Below are 15858 nucleotides of genomic sequence, written 5' to 3' on the forward strand. Positions count from 1 at the left end.
CCTGCATGTTGTCGCGGTCGATATCTCGGTGTGATCCTGTCCGTCCGATATCTACCCGCGTAGAATTTCTGGCCAGGTACGCTGAGAGGACCCGCGGGGATCTGGGGAACCCCTCGGAGACACAGCCGCACCACACCACCGGGAGTGCCAGTGGCACGCGTCGTAGTCGACGTCATGCTCAAGCCGGAGATCCTCGACCCGCAGGGACAGGCTGTGCAGCGCGCACTGCCCCGTCTCGGCTTCGAAGGAATCGCGGACGTACGTCAGGGAAAGCGTTTCGAGCTCGAGGTCGAGGGGCCGGTCGACGATGCCGCCCTCGCCCGTATCCACGAGATGGCCGAGACCTTTCTCGCCAACACCGTCATCGAGGACTTCACCGTCAAGATCGAGGCGGACGAGAAGGCCGAGGGGCCGAAGTGACTGCTCGTATCGGAGTCGTCACTTTCCCCGGCACGCTCGATGACCGGGACAGCCTGCGGGCCGTCCGGATCGCGGGCGCCGAACCCGTTTCGCTCTGGCACCGTGACAAGGACCTCCACCAGGTCGACGCGGTCATCCTGGCGGGTGGATTCAGTTACGGCGACTATCTGCGGGCGGGCGCCATCTCGCGCTTCTCGCCGGTGATGGAGACCGTCATCGAGCAGGCGAAGGCCGGTATGCCGGTCCTCGGTATCTGCAACGGCTTCCAGATCCTGACCGAGGCGCACCTGCTGCCCGGCGCGATGCTGCGCAACAACCACCTCCACTTCATCTGCCGCGACCAGAAGCTGCGGGTGGAGAACGCGGAGACCGCCTGGACCTCGGACTACAGCGCCGGCCAGGAGATCTCCGTACCCCTGAAGAACGTGGACGGCCGGTACACCGCCGACGAGCACACGCTCGACGAGCTGGAGGCCGAGGGCCGCGTCGCGTTCCGCTACGCCGACCTGAACCCGAACGGTTCGCTGCGCGACATCGCCGGCATCACCAACGCCGCGGGCAATGTCGTCGGTCTGATGCCGCACCCTGAGCACGCCGTGGAGCCGCTGATCGGCACCGGCGGCACCGACGGCCTCGGTTTCTTCACCTCGATCATCAAGAAGCTGGTCAACGCATGAGCCTGGACACGGTCAAGCACGCGGCCGAAACCCCGGACGCCGAGCAGCCCTGGAAGGAGCTCGGGCTCAAGGAGGACGAGTACGCCCGGATCCGCGAGATCCTGGGCCGCCGTCCCACCGGCGCCGAGCTCGCCATGTACTCCGTGATGTGGTCCGAGCACTGCTCCTACAAGAGCAGCAAGGTCCACCTCAAGCAGTTCGGCGAGAAGGTCCCCGAGAACGACGCGATGCTCGTCGGCATCGGCGAGAACGCCGGTGTGGTCGACGTCGGCCAGGGCTACGCGGTCACCTTCAAGGTGGAGTCGCACAACCACCCCTCGTACATCGAGCCCTACCAGGGCGCGGCCACCGGCGTCGGCGGCATCGTCCGCGACATCCTCGCCATGGGTGCCCGTCCGATCGCGGTCGTCGACCCGCTGCGCTTCGGTGCGGCCGACCACCCCGACACCCGCCGGGTCCTGCCGGGCATCGTCGCGGGCATCGGCGGCTACGGGAACTGCCTCGGCCTGCCGAACATCGGCGGCGAGGTCGTCTTCGACGCCTGCTACCAGGGCAACCCGCTCGTCAACGCCGGCTGCATCGGCGTGATGAAGCACGAGGACATCCACCTGGCCCAGGCCTCCGGCCCCGGCAACAAGGTGATCCTGTACGGCGCCCGCACCGGCGGCGACGGCATCGGCGGCGTCTCCGTGCTGGCCTCGGAGACCTTCGACGACACCAAGCCCACCAAGCGCCCCGCGGTCCAGGTCGGCGACCCGTTCCAGGAGAAGCTCCTCATCGAGTGCACCCTGGAGATCTTCAAGGAGAAGCTCGTCGCGGGCATCCAGGACCTCGGCGGCGCCGGGCTCTCCTGCGCCACGAGCGAGCTGGCCTCCGCGGGCTCCGGCGGTATGCGCGTCGAGCTGGACACCGTGCCGCTGCGCGACTCCTCCCTCTCGCCCGAGGAAATCCTCATGAGCGAGTCGCAGGAGCGCATGTGCGCGATCGTCGAGCCGCAGCACGTGGACCGCTTCATGGAGATCTGCGAGAAGTGGGACGTCATCGCCACCGTCATCGGTGAGGTGACCGAGGGCTCGCAGCTGGAGATCTTCTGGCACGGTGAGCAGATCGTGGACGTGCCGCCGCGGTCCGTGGCCCACGAGGGCCCGACGTACCACCGCCCGTTCGCCCGCCCTTCCTGGCAGGACGCGCTGCAGGCGGACGACGCGGGCAAGCTGGCCCGTCCGGGAGACGGCGCGGAGCTGCGCGAGCAGGTCCTCAAGCTCGTCGGCTCCCCGAACCAGGCCTCCAAGTCCTGGATCACCGACCAGTACGACCGCTTCGTGCAGGGCAACACCGTGCTCGCGATGCCCGAGGACGCCGGCATGGTCCGGATCGACGAGGAGTCGAACCTGGGCGTGGCCATGGCGACCGACGGCAACGGCCGGTACGCGAAGCTCGACCCCTACACGGGCGCACAGCTCGCGCTGGCGGAGTCGTACCGCAACGTCGCCGCGTCCGGTGCCAAGCCGCTCGCCATCTCGGACTGCCTGAACTTCGGCTCCCCCGAGGACCCGGACGTCATGTGGCAGTTCGCCGAGGCCACCCGTGGTCTCGCGGACGGCTGCCTGGAGCTCGGCACCCCGGTCACCGGCGGCAACGTGTCGCTGTACAACCAGACCGGTGAGACGGCGATCCACCCGACGCCGGTCGTGGCCGTGCTCGGTGTGATCGACGATGTCACCCGGCGCACGCCGGTCGCCTTCGCCGAAGAGGGCCAGCTGCTCTATCTGCTGGGCGACACGACCGAGGAGTTCGGCGGCTCGGCCTGGTCCGAGGTCATCCACCAGCACCTCGGCGGCATGCCGCCCAAGGTCGACCTGGGCCGCGAGAAGCTGCTCGGCGAGATCCTGATCTCGGCCTCCCGCGACGGCATGATCGACGCGGCGCACGACCTCTCCGACGGCGGTCTGATCCAGGCGGTCACCGAGTCCTGCCTGCGAGGCGGGAAGGGTGCCCGGCTGGTCGTGCCCGACGGTCTGGACGCGTTCACCTTCCTGTTCTCGGAGTCGGCGGGACGCGCGATCGTCTCGATTCCGCGCAGCGAGGAGCTCCGCTTCAACGACATGTGCGGTGCGCGGGGTCTGCCCGTGGCCCGGATCGGTGTCGTGGACGGCGACGAGATCGAGATCCAGGGCGAGTTCAGCATTCCGCTGAGTGAGCTGCGTACGGCGCACGAGGGGACCCTGGAGGGTCTGTTCGCCTGAGTTCCGCCTGTAACGAAGCCCCCGTCCGGGTCGACCGGACGGGGGCTTCGGTGTTCCCGCCCAAGACCTGTTGATGATTATTACGTAATTACGTAAGGTGTGTGTTGTGGAGCTCGAGGAGCGTGTCGCCGAACTGGAGCGCCGACTGGCCGTGCTGGAGCGGGCGGCGGACGGCGAAGGGTCGCCGAGCCTGGGCGACGGCGACTTCTGGGCACTGGCCGGGCTGAAGGACCAGCTCGGCCGGCTCGGGGACGCCGCCGCCGACGGCGGGGTGCTGTTCACGGGCGCGGTACGGCTGCCGGCCGGTGAGCGGTACGAGTGGCAGTACGGCGCGCTCACCGCAGGGCTCCTGGGTTCGGACGAGGACCGTCCCGACTGGGCGGAAGCCGCCGAACCGCTGGCCGCGCTCGGCCATCCGGTACGGCTGCGGCTGCTCCGGGAGATCCTCGGCGGCCGGCGCACAGCCGCCGAGCTGGCCGAGCTGGACGAGACAGGCACGACCGGTCAGATCTACCACCACCTGCGCCTGCTGACCGGCGCGGGCTGGCTGCACACGACGGGACGCGGGCGCTACGAGGTACCGGCGGCCCGGGTGGTGCCGCTGCTGGTGGTGCTCACGGCCGCCCGGCCCTGACCGGCACCCGCACCACACCTGATGAGGGGAAGCGTCATGCCCGTTCGCAAAGCCGTCATGATCCTCTACCGCTGCTGCTGGATCGTCTTCGTCGCCCTGGTGCTCGTGAGCGTCCTCGCGGATCCGCTCGTCCCCTACGGGCTGACGTTCGTGCCCGCGGGCATCGCGATCGTCATCGGTCTCACCGTGGGCCGCCGCAGCCGTACGGACCTGGCGAAGGCGGGGCCGCCGGTGGAGGTCGGTCCGCCGGTGACCGGCCGCTGGACCGCGCTCAACAGTCCGGCGGACAAGGTGCCCAGCCACGGCACGCACGGCTACGGACAGACGTACGCGATCGACATCGTCGCCGAACCGGAGGGTGACGGCGTCCCCGTACGCCCGCCGTTCAGGTGGCTGTGGCCCGTCGTCCGCCGCAATCAGGACTTCCCCGCGTTCGGCGCCCCGGTCATCGCGGTGGCCGACGGCACCGTCGTGCACGCGAGCGACGGGCAGCGCGACCACCTCAGCCGCAACTCCGGCCCGGCGCTCGCCTATCTGATGCTGGTCGAGGCGTCCGTCCGCGACATGGCCGGCGCGGGCAGGATCGTCGGCAACCACATCGTGCTCGACGTCGGCGACGGTACGTTCGCCGTGTACGCCCATCTGCGGCGCGGCTCGCTCCGGGTGAGGGCGGGAGACACCGTACGGGAGGGACAGCAGCTCGCCCGGTGCGGGAATTCGGGCAACTCCACAGAACCGCATGTGCACTTCCAGCTGATGGACCACCCGGACCTCGATGTGGGCCGCGGAGTTCCCTTCACCTGGCGGGGCCTCGGCATCCCGGCGAACGGCGAGGCGTTCGTCGCCGACGAGGCTGTCAGCAGCGGCTGATAGCTTGGCGATCGTTACACGTTGTGATGTACGGGGGGACGACGGTGGACGATCGAGGAAGTGCGCAACAGGGCGGTGCCGCAAGGGAATGGCCCGACCGCGGGCCCTGGGGCAACAGCTTCAACAAGCTGCTGTGCGTGCTCGCCGTCGCCGGTATCGGACTCAGTGTCTGGGCCTTCGCCCTGGAGTTGATCGATCTCCGCGACCGGTCCGAGAGCCGTGAACACATCACCGAGGCGTGCGGCGGCCTCATCGATCCCGACCCCGTCCTCGGGCTCAACGGCGGCGGTGTCAACCGGGTCGAGCTCTCCGACGAACACGAAGCCGACACCGACGAGCGGTCCAGCGGCTGTCTCGTCTACCGGGTCGGCGATCCGGGGACGACGTACGGGCACTTCTCGCTGGCCCTCGTCCGGCACGCGGCGGACCCGGACGCCGAGGAGGCCGAGGAGGCCGAGACCGAGATCGACAGAGAGTCCGACCGGCCCTTCCGCTCCCCGTACACGGCCGACGAGCCGGCTGTCGTGGTGCGCCACGCGCTCCCACACCCGCTCGGGGACGGGCGCCTGGGCGAGTACGACGAATACAAGGTGACGGCCCGGGCGTTGTGCGAGAAGGGGGGCGCGGTCTCCTCCACAGAGGCGACCGCCGTCGCCCGGTACGACGAGCCCGTCACGTCCGAGGACCGCCGCACGCTCGCCGGCCTGGCGCGTCAGGCGGCCGACAGGGCTGCCGGGCGGACGGGGTGCAAGGCGGAACTCCCCGGGCTTCCCGCCGCCCTGGCCGAGCCGAAGCTGGCGCTCGGCGCCCCGGCGAGCACGGGTGGCACCTGCGCCTGGTACCGGAGCTTCCTGACCACGGAGGGCCGGGGGAAGCTCCCGGACCGGGCGCTGGCCGCTCCGGCGGGCAGGGCGAGCGCCCACGACGCCTGTGTGCTGGCGGTGGGGGAGAAGGAGACCCGCAGGATCTACCCCGGTTACGCGAAGACCGCGGACCACCCGCAGAGGCTGAAGGACGTGCTGAAGTACTCCCCCTGGTGGGTGAAGACCGAGACGTACGTCGGCGACGGGACGCGAGGGCTTCTGAGCAACGAGACCCTCGGGCCGGCCGAGCTTGCCCCGGGCACCGCGGGCACGGACTCCAGCGGCATCTGGTGGGCGTCCTCCGTCTGTGGAGGCCGGCCCGCCGTGCACGTCATGTGGCTGGCCTATCCGTACGACCGCATAGTCGCCGACCGGCTCGAAGCACTGTTCCGGGCATATGTCGACGACGCGACCGGACGCCGCGGCTGCACCGGCGTCACCTTCCCGGAGAAGGCGGACTTCGCCCGGAGCTGAGGGAGGGGCAACCAGCGGCCGCTGTCCCAGGCGCCGGTTAGTCTCGCTCGCATGCCACCGGCCAAGAAGCGCATGCGCGCGTACGACTACTCCAGGACCCTGACCGCGGTCCTGGCCCAGTTCGGCCACGTGCGGGAAGCCGTTCGCGGTCTCGCGCCCGAACAGCTCGCCCTGCCGGCCCGGTTGGGCGAGTGGACCGTACGGGACCTGGCCGCGCACATGACGATGGCGCTCGGGCGGATCAGCGACAGCCTCGAGCTGCCCGCACCCGTCGGCGGACCGAAGCCCGGACTCACCCTGCTGGAGTGGCCGCTCTCCACGGCCGGGCGTGCCGGGGCGATCGCCGACGCCACCCGGGCACTGGCCGAGCAGTGGCCCGACCTCGACGCGCTGTACGAAGTGACCGCCACCAGGTTCGGGGAGCTGGTGCCCGCCGCAGCGCCCGACCGGCTGGTGACGACCCGGGCGGGCGCCATGCGGCTGGGCGACTTCCTGGTCACCCGTACCGTCGAGCTCGTCGTGCACACGGACGACCTCCACCGGGCGACCGGCCTCGACATCCCGTACGACCGTCAGGCGCTCGCCGCGTGCACGCGTCTGCTCGCCGACGCCCTCGCCGACAAGGCGCCCGGAGGGTCCGTCGAGGTGCGCGTCCCGCCGTTCGCGGTCGTCCAGTGCATCGGTGGCCCCAAGCACACCCGCGGTACCCCGCCCAATGTCGTGGAGACGGATCCGCTCACCTGGATCCGGCTCGCCACCGGCCGTACCCAGTGGGCGCGGGCGCTCGACGATGCGCAGGTCGGCGCCAGTGGTGAGCGGGCCGATCTGGCCCATCTGCTCCCGCTGATGGGCTGAGGGGAACCGGATCGGCTACTCGATCCGTCCCATGACCATGCACAAACAACGTATGGCTGTCAGCGTCCTGGCCCTCCTCACCCTTGCCGCCTGCGGTACGGAGTCGGGCTCCGGAGCAGGATCCGGAGACGGCAGCGGAACCGTACGGACCGAACTGCCCGTCACCGGGGTCCACTGGAGCGTGTCCTCCCTCACCGTCGGCGGGAAGAAGACCGCTGCTCCGGCGGGTGCCCACGTCGAGATCGACACCCAGGGCAGGGCGAGCGGAAATCTGGGCTGCAACCGTTTCACCGCAGGCGTCCGCATCGACGGAGACACGGTCACCGTCGGGCCGGGCACCACCACCGAGATGGGCTGCGAGAAGGATCTCCAGCAGTTCGAGAAAGCGATGGGCCGCACCTTCAGCGGCAAGCTCGAGGCAGCCGTCGCGGGCCGGGGCGCCGACCGGACCCTGACCCTGACCACGGCCGAGGGCGACTCCATCGCCCTCACCGCCCGGCCCCCTGCCCCGCTCACCGGCACCGCCTGGAAGGTCACCGGGCTGGTCTCCGGGACCACCGCCACCTCCCTGCCCGCCGGTACGGAGGGCAGGGCACACCTCACCTTCGGCAAGGACGGCTCCGTGGAAGGCAGCCTCGGCTGCAACTCCTTCCACGGCACGGCGAAGGTCGCCGGCTCCACGATCACCTTCGGCCCGCTCGCCTCGACGCGGAAGATGTGCCCGGGGCCCGAGATGGAGCTGGAGCGCACGCTGCTCGGCGTCCTCAAGGGGAGGACGACGTACACGATCGGACACCGCTCCCTGTCCCTCACCGCGGAGAACGGCAAGGGACTCGGCGCGTCGGCCCCGGCGGCCAAGGGCTGATCCCCTCGCGGAACGCGGGATCAGGAACCCGTCGGATACGGGAGCAGACCGGCGTTGGTCCTCTCCCACGACGCCCGCAGCTCGGCCAGCAGTTCCGGCTCGGCCGCCGCCCGGTTCGCCTGTTCCCGCTGGTCGTCGGCCAGCTTGAACAACTGGTCGGTGCCGGCCTTCCCCCGGTAGTACTTCCAGTCACCGCGGCGCAGCGCCCGCTCCCCCCGCACCCGCCAGAACAGGTCGCGCTCCTCGGGCTCCTCGTCGCGCAGCAGGTATCCGGCGAGGCTGATGCCGTCCAGCGGATAGGCGGGGTCAGGCCGTGCGCCGCCGAGCTCCAGGAGCGTCGCGGTCCAGTCGGGCGAGAACACCGGCAGGTCGCTGACCTGGTGACCGTCGATGCGGGCGGGCCAGCGCAGCACCGCGGGGACGCGGATGCCGCCCTCCTGGAGCGAGCTCTTGTTGCCGGACAGCGGCCAGTTGTAGGAGAAGCGCTCGCCGCCGTTGTCACTGGCGAAGAAGACCAGGGTGTCCTCCTCCTGACCGGACCGCTTCAGGGCCTTCAGCACCTCGCCGACGGAGCGGTCCAGGTCCTCGACCATCTCGGTGTACTTCTGGACCGAGCCGCCGTCGGCGTTCCACAGTGCGCTTCCGTCGCCCGCCTTGATGCGCCGGACGATCTCGGCGCTCTCCTCGGTGTCGCCGTCCGCGATCCACGGCCAGTGCGGAGTGGTGAAGTTCAGGTTGAGCAGCCAGGGGGCGTCGTGGTCCCGCTGGACGTACTCGCTCGCGCGCTCCGTCAGGATCCGGGTGTAGTAGCGCAGGTCCTTGTACTCGGCATCGCCCTCGTACAGGTCGTACTCACCGCCGAGCCCGAGCTTGGAGTAGTACTCGAGCGCCCCGCCGAAATTGCCGAAGAACTCGTCCCAGCCGGACCTGGTCGGGCTGTAGTCGGGCAGGTAGCCGCAGTGCCACTTGCCGATCAGCGCGGTGGAGTAGCCGGCGCCGCGCAGCAGCGAGGCGAGCGTCGGGTGTGTCGGTTCGAGGCCCACCGACCTGTCCGCGATGGGCTCGGCGAGTCCGCCCTGCGTACGGCCCGGGTAGCGCCCGGTGTAGAGGCTGAACCGGGTGGGGGAGCAGGTGGCGGACCCCGCGTACGCGTCGGTGAACCGGACGCCCTGGCGGCCGAGCCTGTCCAGGTTGGGGGTCCGGATGTGCGGTGCCCCGTACGAGGAGAGGTCCGCCCAGCCGAGGTCGTCCCCGAGGATGAACAGGATGTTGGGACGCCGGGAGTGCTTGCCGCGGGCGGCACGGAACGGCTGCTCCCGCGTCGCGTCGTCGGAAGCCGGTCCGGAGACCGCCGCGGCCGGCGTCGCGGCCTGCACCCCGACGGCTGCGGTGGCGGCGGTCGCGCCCACCGCGGTGGTGAAGGCGCGTCGGCTCAGCGGTGAGTCGGATCGCCGAGGGGAACTGGTATTCGAATCGCGAGGGGGCATGAGGTCTCCAGGGCGGGCCCCGGGCGCCGGTCGGAAGAGGGCGCACGAGGTGGATGAACGCGACGGGGGGCGCGTCAGGGGCGGGGGCGTGCGGGAACGCACCCGGCCATGAGCGGGCAGAGGGGGAGAAGCAGGAGAAGAAGCGGGCTCGGCTCATGCGTCCAGGAAGTCCGGGACGGGAAGTCCGGGACGGGAGCTCCGGGACGGGAAGTCCGGGACGGGGGCCCGAGGCCCGGGAGCGCGAAAAGCTCAGGCGCAGCGACAGATGGCGCTCGCTACACGTCCCAGATCGACGTGGCGGCGCTCTACAAGCGGGACCGAAAGATCACCGGAGGGCTGCATGGGGCAGGAGCCTGCCAACGAGCCATGAGCCTGTCAACGCCGGTCTCGCACTGCGGACAGGGACGGCCCGGCGGTCACCTTGACCTCCGAAGGCGACCTCGGCAGTCGCACGGACTTCCCGTGTGACCCCCGGCCGTCGCCCGTGTTCGGCGGGTGGACCCCCGGAAGCCGCCTCGGCCGTCGCCCGGACGACTCCCGGGTCCTCGGATCACCCGGCGGGCCCCTCGACCGCGCCCCCGAGTGTGAGGCTCGCCACGAAACGAGTGTGCGGCCGAAGTCCGTCCGGCGCCTCGGCCCGGCTCACCGAGTGCCACGAGGGGCCGCTCGACGCCCACTCGACGGCCGCCCCCAACCGACCGGTAACCAGCCGCTCATCCGGGCGCCGACTGCCCCCCGCCCGCGGAAGAGCACTTGGGCGAACCGGTCGTGATCACTCCGAGTGATCACTTGGTGTCACCCGGAACGGCCCGCCGGGGCCCCTCCCGGCCACGTCCGCGGTGCTCCCGCAGGCCGTGCGCGGCACTTCCCCAATTCGGACCGGTGGTCGATCTCGCCTACACTCGGTGCCGTGCCTCGTGGTGATGGACGACTCAACCACGACCTGCTCCCCGGAGAGAAAGGCCCCCAGGACGCTTGCGGCGTCTTCGGTGTCTGGGCTCCGGGCGAAGAGGTCGCCAAGCTCACCTATTTCGGACTGTATGCCCTGCAGCACCGTGGACAGGAGTCCGCGGGCATCGCAGTGAGCAACGGGTCCCAGATCCTGGTCTTCAAGGACATGGGACTGGTCTCGCAGGTCTTCGACGAAACGTCTCTGGGTTCCCTCCAGGGCCATATCGCGGTCGGTCATGCCCGCTACTCCACCACCGGTGCCTCGGTGTGGGAGAACGCGCAGCCGACGTTCCGTGCCACCGCGCACGGCTCGATCGCCCTGGGTCACAACGGCAACCTGGTCAATACGGCCCAGCTCGCCGAGATGGTCGCCGACCTTCCCCGCAAGGACGGCCGTGCCACCCAGGTGGCAGCGACCAACGACACCGACCTGGTGACCGCGCTGCTCGCCGGCCAGACGGATGAGGACGGCAAGCCGCTCACCATCGAGGAGGCCGCCGCAAAGGTGCTCCCCGAGGTCAAGGGCGCCTTCTCGCTCGTCTTCATGGACGAGCACACCCTCTACGCCGCCCGTGACCCGCAGGGCATCCGCCCCCTGGTGCTCGGCCGGCTGGAGCGTGGCTGGGTGGTGGCCTCCGAGTCCGCCGCCCTCGACATCTGCGGTGCCAGCTTCGTTCGCGAGATCGAGCCGGGCGAGCTCGTCGCCATCGACGAGAACGGCCTGCGCACCTCCCGCTTCGCAGAAGCGAAGCCCAAGGGCTGCGTCTTCGAGTACGTGTACCTGGCCCGCCCCGACACGGATATCGCCGGGCGCAACGTCTACCTGTCCCGGGTCGAGATGGGCCGCAGGCTGGCGGCAGAGGCTCCCGTCGAGGCCGATCTGGTCATAGCGACGCCGGAGTCGGGCACTCCCGCGGCCATCGGCTACGCCGAGGCGAGCGGAATCCCGTTCGGTGCCGGACTGGTCAAGAACGCCTACGTCGGCCGGACCTTCATCCAGCCGTCCCAGACCATTCGCCAGCTGGGTATCCGTCTCAAGCTGAATCCGCTCAAGGAAGTCATCAAGGGCAAGCGCCTGGTGGTCGTCGACGACTCGATCGTCCGCGGCAACACCCAGCGCGCTCTGGTCCGGATGCTCCGCGAGGCGGGCGCCGCCGAGATCCACATCCGGATCTCCTCCCCGCCCGTGAAGTGGCCCTGCTTCTTCGGCATCGACTTCGCGACCCGCGCCGAGCTGATCGCCAACGGCATGTCCGTCGACGAGATCGCCACCTCGATGGGTGCCGACTCGCTCTCGTACATCTCGCTCGACGCGATGATCGAGGCGACGACGATCGACAAGCCGAACCTGTGCCGCGCCTGCTTCGACGGTGAATACCCGATGGAGCTCCCGGACCCGGAGCTGCTCGGCAAGCAGCTGCTGGAGACCGAGCTGGCGGCCGGCCCCGCCGCGACCGCGGCGGCCGACGCGCTGCGTCGTCCGTGATCCGGACCGACCGGCTCCCTCCCCACCAGCCCCGTATTCCCACACGAAAGATCCCAGGCAATGTCTGAGACAACAGGTGCTTCCTACGCGGCGGCGGGCGTCGACATCGAAGCCGGTGACCGCGCCGTCGAGCTGATGAAGGAGTGGGTGAAGAAGACGAAGCGCCCCGAGGTCCTGGGGGGCATCGGCGGATTCGCCGGCCTCTTCGACGCCTCGGCACTCAAGCGCTACGAGCGCCCGCTGCTCGCCTCCGCCACCGACGGCGTGGGCACGAAGGTCGATCTGGCCCGGCAGATGGGCGTGTACGACACGATCGGCCACGACCTCGTCGGCATGGTCGTGGACGACCTGGTCGTCTGCGGTGCGGAACCGCTCTTCATGACCGACTACATCTGTGTCGGCAAGGTGCATCCCGAGCGTGTCGCGGCCATCGTGAAGGGCATCGCCGAAGGCTGCGTCCTGGCGGGCTGCGCGCTGATCGGCGGCGAGACCGCGGAGCACCCGGGTCTGCTCGGCCCCGACGACTTCGATGTCGCGGGCGCGGGCACGGGTGTGGTCGAGGCCGACCGCCTGCTGGGCCCGGACCGTATCCGTAAGGGTGACGCCGTGATCGCGATGGCGTCGTCGGGTCTTCACTCCAACGGGTACTCGCTCGTGCGCCACGTGGTCTTCGACCGGGCCGGCTGGGCCCTGGACCGGGAGATCGAGGAGTTCGGACGGACGCTCGGCGAGGAGCTCCTGGAGCCCACCAGGATCTACTCCCTGGACTGTCTGGCGTTGACCCGTACGACCGAGGTGCACGGCTTCAGCCACGTCACCGGCGGCGGCCTGGCCAACAACCTGGCCCGGGTCGTCCCGGACTCGCTGCACGCCACGGTCGACCGTTCGACGTGGACACCCGGCGCCGTCTTCGACGTGGTCGGCAAGGCCGGACAGGTCGAACAGCTGGAGCTCGAGAAGACGCTCAACATGGGTGTCGGCATGATCGCGATCGTTCCCGCCGACTCGGTCGACGCCGCGCTCACGACCCTGGCCGACCGGGGTGTCGACTCCTGGGTCGCGGGTGAGATCACCGACCGCGGTGCGCACTCCACGGGCGCCGAACTGACCGGCAGTTACGCGCGGTAGAACGCCACGAACGCCGGTCCGGCACACTCCGGACCGGCGTGAGGCGGAGCCGGCGCCATCCGTCCGTACCGGGACAGCACAGAACCCGGTCCGGGCAGGCCCGGACCGGGTTGATGTGTCAGCGCGAGGTCAAGCGCCGCGGCGCTGTGACGACGGACCGGACTGGTCGTCCTCGTCCGCGTCCTCTTCGTCGTTGTACTGATCCGCGTACTGTGCGTACGGGTCATCTTCCTCGTCGTCGTCCTCGAACGGCTCAGCGTTCGGTGGCTGACTCGAAGGTGATGCGCCCAGCTCATTGGCCAGACGCGACAGATCAGTCCCGCCGCTGCTGTACTTCAGCTGACGGGCGACCTTGGTCTGCTTGGCCTTTGCCCGGCCGCGCCCCATGGCTCGACCCCCTCGGTGACGGGGCTCGACGGCCCCAGAGTCTTGACACGCGTTCATGTTTCAGGACGGACTCTCGGCTGAGAGACCGCGCCCGTGGCTTTAACGGTACCTGCTTCCTCGGCCATACGGTACGCCGCCCGCATCACGTGCCTCGGTACAGGACCACCGAGGAGCCCGTCCTCGCTGGTCAACCGCGATTTTAACCTCTTACGGACGGCCGACCCGCCGACCGGCGTGAGCCTTGTCTCCCGTCCGGCGTACCGGCCGGGCACCGAGCCGCCACCGGCCCGACACCGGCACTGCACACTCCGGTGACGGGCCGATGGCCGCCGGGTGAATCGGGCGAAGCGTCAGCGGCGACGGGCCTCGGCCATGCGCTGCTCGGCGATCCTGTCGGCCGCGGCGGCCGGCGGAATCCCGTCTTCCTTCGCACGTGCGAATATGGCCAGCGTGGTGTCGAAGATCTTTGCAGCTTTCGCCTTGCACCGGTCGAAGTCGAAACCGTGGAGCTCATCGGCGACCTGGATCACGCCGCCGGCGTTCACCACGTAGTCGGGTGCGTACAGGATCGCGCGGTCGGCGAGGTCCTTCTCGACACCCGGGTGCGCGAGCTGGTTGTTGGCCGCGCCGCACACCACCTTGGCGGTGAGCACGGGCACGGTCTCGTCGTTCAGCGCTCCGCCGAGTGCGCACGGGGCGTAGATGTCGAGGCCCTCGGTACGGATCAGCGCGGCGGTGTCCGCGGCCACGGCGACCTCGGGGTGCAGATCGGTGATCCGGCGTACGGACTCCTCGCGTACATCCGTGATGACGACTTCGGCGCCGTCGCTGAGCAGGTGCTCGACCAGGTGGTGGCCCACCTTGCCGACGCCCGCGACGCCCACCTTGCGGCCGCGCAGCGTGGGGTCGCCCCACAGGTGCTGGGCGGAGGCGCGCATGCCCTGGAAGACGCCGAACGCGGTGAGGACGGAGGAGTCCCCGGCGCCGCCGTTCTCGGGGGAGCGGCCGGTGGTCCAGCGGCACTCCCGGGCGACGACGTCCATGTCGGCGACGTACGTGCCGACATCACAGGCGGTCACATAGCGCCCGCCGAGCGAGGCCACGAAACGGCCGTAGGCCAGGAGCAGTTCCTCGGACTTGACGGTGGCCGGGTCGCCGATGATGACGGCCTTGCCGCCACCGTGGTCCAGGCCGGCCATGGCGTTCTTGTACGACATGCCGCGCGACAGGTTCAGCGCATCCGCGACGGCCTCCTCCTCGGAGGCGTACGGATAGAAGCGGGTGCCGCCGAGGGCGGGACCCAGGGCGGTGGAGTGGAGGGCGATGACGGCCTTGAGGCCGCTGTCACGGTCCTGGCAGATCACGACTTGTTCGTGGCCTCCCTGATCCGAGTGGAACAGGGTGTGCAGGACGCCGTCGGTCAGATTGGTCACTGTGGTGACTCCCAAGTACGAAGCGGCGGAAGACCCTCCTGAAGGTGGGGAGGGCCCGGTCGGACCGGCACGGCCGGTCCGACTGGGCAAGAGCGTAAGTCCTCGGGACACGCAGATCTGTTCCAGTGCCGAGGATCACCCCCTGGCGGAGTACTGGCGTGACACGATTTGCTGCATGTCGGTGGTGTCTTCAGTGCTCGTCCCTTACACGTCCTACCTGCGGGTGTACGAGCCGCTCGCCGCCTTCCGGGAGCCCGAACGCAGTCACTGGGCGCGCTACGCGCAGCGTTCCGTCCTCCCCACGGCGCAGGACGAACTGCGTCGTTCGCTGGCGGACCTGGTGCCCACCCCGCCGGTGGGGGTGCCCGTGCACGAGAGCGGGGACGCCTTCGTGGCGGAGCTGGACGGGGCGGTCTGCGTCTGCCCGTGGCGGACCCGGATGCGGGGCTGGCTGGCGCTGGAGGAACTCGGGGGGTTGTTTCCGGCCACGGTGCTGGACGCGGTGCTGCCTCCGGTGGTGCGGGGGCAGGCGATCGCGGACTACGAGCGGTGGGCGGAGCGGAACCCGGACGCCCGTCCCTGGATCCGGACGACGGTGTGGCACGTCCCGGTGCGCTGGTTCGTCCTGTTCGACGACGAGGAGCGCGAGTACGTCGAGGCGGACGCCGACGGTACCCAGCCTCTGCTGCGCTACCGGACGCCGATGGTGCAGGCGCGGCGGCGCCTCGCGCGGGCGCTCAGGACGCTGCGCGAGACGGTCGACGAAGGGCCTCTGACCGAGGGCCTGGTGGATGTGGGCCGGTGGCTCGAGGAGTTCCATCCGCGCGCCCTGGTCGAACTGGACTACGGCGGCCTGGTGCACGCGCTGCCCCGGGAGCAGCTCGCCGCCGACCGGTCGGCGGCGGATGTGGCCGAGGGCATCGCGGCGCTGAAGGCCGGCGACAGCGACGCGGCGGGCGTCGCGTACGGGCGTCTCGCCGAGCGGTGGCGGGCTGTCCGTGACAGGCAGTCAGCCAACTGACGACTGCGAAAGTTGTGCGAAATCCCACGAAGCGTCGCATAGCGGTGTGAGCGGAAGGGAA

General features: G+C 70.0%; 15 protein-coding genes. 11 read left to right on the top strand and 4 right to left on the bottom strand.

What is annotated here, in order from left to right; all coding sequences use genetic code 11:
* Nucleotides 1-150: 150 nt before the first annotated feature.
* The 8 genes from purS to ABZS61_RS21830 all read left to right on the top strand — a co-directional run bounded on the left by purS (nucleotide 151) and on the right by ABZS61_RS21830 (nucleotide 7904).
* Nucleotides 151-420 carry a phosphoribosylformylglycinamidine synthase subunit PurS gene (gene purS / locus ABZS61_RS21795; RefSeq protein ID WP_356423569.1) on the top strand — a complete coding sequence of 90 codons (270 nt, stop codon included), beginning with the start codon at nucleotides 151-153 and terminating at the stop codon, nucleotides 418-420.
* Nucleotides 417-1097: a phosphoribosylformylglycinamidine synthase subunit PurQ gene (purQ, locus tag ABZS61_RS21800; protein WP_351169996.1), complete on the top strand. Its 681-nt coding sequence runs from the start codon at nucleotides 417-419 to the stop codon at nucleotides 1095-1097. Before purS ends, purQ begins: the two co-directional genes overlap by 4 nt.
* Nucleotides 1094-3343 carry a phosphoribosylformylglycinamidine synthase subunit PurL gene (purL, locus tag ABZS61_RS21805; RefSeq protein ID WP_351169993.1) on the top strand — a complete coding sequence of 750 codons (2250 nt, stop codon included), beginning with the start codon at nucleotides 1094-1096 and terminating at the stop codon, nucleotides 3341-3343. Before purQ ends, purL begins: the two co-directional genes overlap by 4 nt.
* Nucleotides 3344-3449: 106 nt before the next feature.
* A complete protein-coding gene (locus tag ABZS61_RS21810) occupies nucleotides 3450-3977 on the top strand; it encodes a helix-turn-helix domain-containing protein (RefSeq protein WP_356423574.1) in 528 nt (175 codons plus the stop codon).
* Between the two features lie 36 nt (nucleotides 3978-4013).
* Entirely contained in the window at nucleotides 4014-4847 is an 834-nt protein-coding gene (locus ABZS61_RS21815) for a M23 family metallopeptidase (RefSeq protein WP_356423577.1), read from the top strand.
* Between the two features lie 44 nt (nucleotides 4848-4891).
* Nucleotides 4892-6184, top strand: a complete 1293-nt coding sequence (locus ABZS61_RS21820; RefSeq protein WP_356423580.1) for a hypothetical protein — start codon at nucleotides 4892-4894, stop codon at nucleotides 6182-6184.
* Between the two features lie 51 nt (nucleotides 6185-6235).
* Nucleotides 6236-7039: a sterol carrier family protein gene (locus tag ABZS61_RS21825; RefSeq protein WP_356423583.1), complete on the top strand. Its 804-nt coding sequence runs from the start codon at nucleotides 6236-6238 to the stop codon at nucleotides 7037-7039.
* 52 nt (nucleotides 7040-7091) lie between these two features.
* Nucleotides 7092-7904, top strand: coding sequence for an META domain-containing protein (locus ABZS61_RS21830; protein ID WP_356423586.1), 813 nt, complete (start codon nucleotides 7092-7094; stop codon nucleotides 7902-7904).
* Nucleotides 7905-7924: 20 nt separating this feature from the next.
* Here the strand turns inward: ABZS61_RS21830 and ABZS61_RS21835 are convergent, their stop codons facing one another.
* Nucleotides 7925-9391, bottom strand: a complete 1467-nt coding sequence (locus tag ABZS61_RS21835; RefSeq protein ID WP_356423589.1) for a sulfatase-like hydrolase/transferase — start codon at nucleotides 9389-9391, stop codon at nucleotides 7925-7927.
* Nucleotides 9392-9640: 249 nt separating this feature from the next.
* On the bottom strand, nucleotides 9641-9733 hold the full coding sequence (locus tag ABZS61_RS21840; protein ID WP_351169978.1) for a putative leader peptide: 93 nt from the start codon (nucleotides 9731-9733) through the stop codon (nucleotides 9641-9643).
* 568 nt (nucleotides 9734-10301) lie between these two features.
* On the opposite strand from ABZS61_RS21840, the gene purF reads away from it, so the two are divergent.
* Nucleotides 10302-11828 carry an amidophosphoribosyltransferase gene (gene purF / locus ABZS61_RS21845; RefSeq protein ID WP_351169975.1) on the top strand — a complete coding sequence of 509 codons (1527 nt, stop codon included), beginning with the start codon at nucleotides 10302-10304 and terminating at the stop codon, nucleotides 11826-11828.
* Nucleotides 11829-11888: 60 nt separating this feature from the next.
* Nucleotides 11889-12956 (top strand): phosphoribosylformylglycinamidine cyclo-ligase, encoded by a 1068-nt coding sequence (gene purM / locus ABZS61_RS21850; protein WP_356423595.1) that lies wholly within the window; start codon nucleotides 11889-11891, stop codon nucleotides 12954-12956.
* Nucleotides 12957-13085: 129 nt separating this feature from the next.
* Here purM and ABZS61_RS21855 read toward each other — a convergent pair whose 3' ends face one another.
* Both ABZS61_RS21855 and ABZS61_RS21860 read right to left on the bottom strand, forming a co-directional pair.
* Nucleotides 13086-13343: a DUF3073 domain-containing protein gene (locus tag ABZS61_RS21855; RefSeq protein WP_356423598.1), complete on the bottom strand. Its 258-nt coding sequence runs from the start codon at nucleotides 13341-13343 to the stop codon at nucleotides 13086-13088.
* 350 nt (nucleotides 13344-13693) lie between these two features.
* Nucleotides 13694-14776, bottom strand: a complete 1083-nt coding sequence (locus tag ABZS61_RS21860) for a Glu/Leu/Phe/Val dehydrogenase dimerization domain-containing protein (protein ID WP_356423601.1) — start codon at nucleotides 14774-14776, stop codon at nucleotides 13694-13696.
* A gap of 175 nt (nucleotides 14777-14951) precedes the next feature.
* Here ABZS61_RS21860 and ABZS61_RS21865 point away from each other — a divergent pair, with 175 nt between their 5' ends.
* Nucleotides 14952-15797 (top strand): hypothetical protein, encoded by an 846-nt coding sequence (locus ABZS61_RS21865; RefSeq protein WP_356423604.1) that lies wholly within the window; start codon nucleotides 14952-14954, stop codon nucleotides 15795-15797.
* The last annotated feature ends 61 nt before the right edge of the window (nucleotides 15798-15858 follow it).

Source organism: Streptomyces sp. NPDC005566 (genome assembly GCF_040605575.1).
Lineage (GTDB): Bacteria > Actinomycetota > Actinomycetes > Streptomycetales > Streptomycetaceae > Streptomyces.

Excerpts from the sequence above, each read along its gene's own strand:
- purL (WP_351169993.1), top strand. The coding sequence starts at position 1,094 with ATGAGCCTGGACACGGTCAAGCACGCGGCCGAAACCCCGGACGCCGAG.
- ABZS61_RS21815 (WP_356423577.1), top strand. The coding sequence starts at position 4,014 with ATGCCCGTTCGCAAAGCCGTCATGATCCTCTACCGCTGCTGCTGGATC.
- ABZS61_RS21825 (WP_356423583.1), top strand. The coding sequence starts at position 6,236 with ATGCCACCGGCCAAGAAGCGCATGCGCGCGTACGACTACTCCAGGACC.
- ABZS61_RS21830 (WP_356423586.1), top strand. The coding sequence starts at position 7,092 with ATGGCTGTCAGCGTCCTGGCCCTCCTCACCCTTGCCGCCTGCGGTACG.
- ABZS61_RS21835 (WP_356423589.1), bottom strand. The coding sequence starts at position 9,391 with ATGCCCCCTCGCGATTCGAATACCAGTTCCCCTCGGCGATCCGACTCA.
- ABZS61_RS21840 (WP_351169978.1), bottom strand. The coding sequence starts at position 9,733 with ATGCAGCCCTCCGGTGATCTTTCGGTCCCGCTTGTAGAGCGCCGCCAC.
- purM (WP_356423595.1), top strand. The coding sequence starts at position 11,889 with ATGTCTGAGACAACAGGTGCTTCCTACGCGGCGGCGGGCGTCGACATC.
- ABZS61_RS21855 (WP_356423598.1), bottom strand. The coding sequence starts at position 13,343 with ATGGGGCGCGGCCGGGCAAAGGCCAAGCAGACCAAGGTCGCCCGTCAG.
- ABZS61_RS21865 (WP_356423604.1), top strand. The coding sequence starts at position 14,952 with ATGTCGGTGGTGTCTTCAGTGCTCGTCCCTTACACGTCCTACCTGCGG.